Origin of the sequence: Kitasatospora sp. NPDC056327 (genome assembly GCF_042261735.1) — a bacterium.
Lineage (GTDB): Bacteria > Actinomycetota > Actinomycetes > Streptomycetales > Streptomycetaceae > Kitasatospora.
Window position 1 is genome coordinate 1 of the sequence record NZ_JBHJRC010000552.1, and the last position, 1,391, is coordinate 1,391.

1 protein-coding gene is annotated in these 1,391 nt (G+C 73.7%); it reads left to right on the top strand.

From position 1 onward, the window contains the following. Positions 1-200 precede the first annotated feature (200 nt). On the top strand, positions 201-1,391 hold a 1,191-nt coding region (locus ACFCX4_RS36255), incomplete at its 3' end, for a cytochrome P450 (protein WP_376151743.1).

Genomic DNA, 1,391 nt, shown 5'->3' on the forward strand with positions numbered 1-1,391 from the left:
GCCGACGGACCCACCCGGGGAAGGCAAGCCCGGGGAGGAGGGGCCCGGGGCGCGCCGCAGGGGGCGGCTCCGGCTCGGGGAGGGCGCACGTTCAAGGCTTCCGCGCCCCTGCGCGCCGTACGGGACCGGGTCCCGGGCGCGCAGCGACGCGATCACCTGGGTATCGGGAAGTCGATGTCCGGGTGGTCAGGGGAGGCTCCATGAGTGCGCAGGAAGTGCCGCCGGTCTCGATCTTCTACCGTCGCGACGGGCTCGACCCGGGCGCGGCGCTGGGGGAGGCCCAGCGGGAGGAACCCGTCCGGCGGGTGCGGGACTTCTGGCTGCACCGGACCGGCGAGTACTGGCTCGTCACCCGGCACGCCGACGTCCGCCGGGTGCTGGCGGACCAGGAGACGTTCGCGATGTACGACCCGGAACGCGCCCCGATCCTGCCCGACGAGTTGCTCAACATGGACCCGCCGGAGCACACGCGGCTGCGCCACGTCCTGACACCGGAGTTCACCGGGAAGCGGATCCGCTCGCTGGACCCGGTGATCCGCGCCCTGGTCGGCGAGCTGATCGACGCCATGGAGGCGGGGGACCGCGCGGCGGACCTGATGGACGCCTTCGCGCTGCCGCTGCCGCTCGGGGTGATCTGCGGCCTGCTCGGCGTGCCCGACCCGGACCGGGCGGACTTCCATCGCTGGTCCCGGACCACGCTGGATCTCGGACTCCCCCTGGAGGAGCGGATCGCGGCGGGCCGGGAGTCGCGCGAGTACGTGGCCTCGCTGGTGGCGGAGAAGCGCCGGAGCCCGGACGACGGCATGATCGGCATGCTCGTCCGGGAGCACGGCGGCGCGGTGTCGGACGCCGAACTGGTCGGTGTCTGCGAGCTTTTGCTGCTCGCGGGGCACGTCACGGTGTCCAACACGATCGGGCTGGGCGTGCTCGCCCTGCTGTCGCACCCGGAGCAGGCGGAGCGTCTGCGCGGTGCCGCGGAGGGCGATCCGGTGCTCGACTCCGCGGTCGAGGAGCTGCTGCGCTACCTGTCGGTGTCCAGCACCGCGCTGGCCCGGACGGCACGCCGTGACACCGAGATCGGCGGGGTGCCGGTCAAGGCCGGTGACCAGGTCGTCTGCCAGCTGCCGGTGGCCAACCGCGATCCGGCGCTCGGTGCGGGGATGGAGTTGTTCGACATCGGGCGCCGGCCCGTGTCGCACCTGGCCTTCGGGCACGGCCCGCACCACTGCCTCGGCGCGCCACTGGCCCGCGCCGAGCTGCGGATCGCGCTGCCGGAGCTCCTGCGGCGGCTGCCCGGCCTCGCCCTCGCATGTCCGGCGGAGGAGGTGCCCTACCGCGTCAACAACGAGGTCTACGGTCTCCACGCGGCGCTCGGTCCATATGCGCAGCAG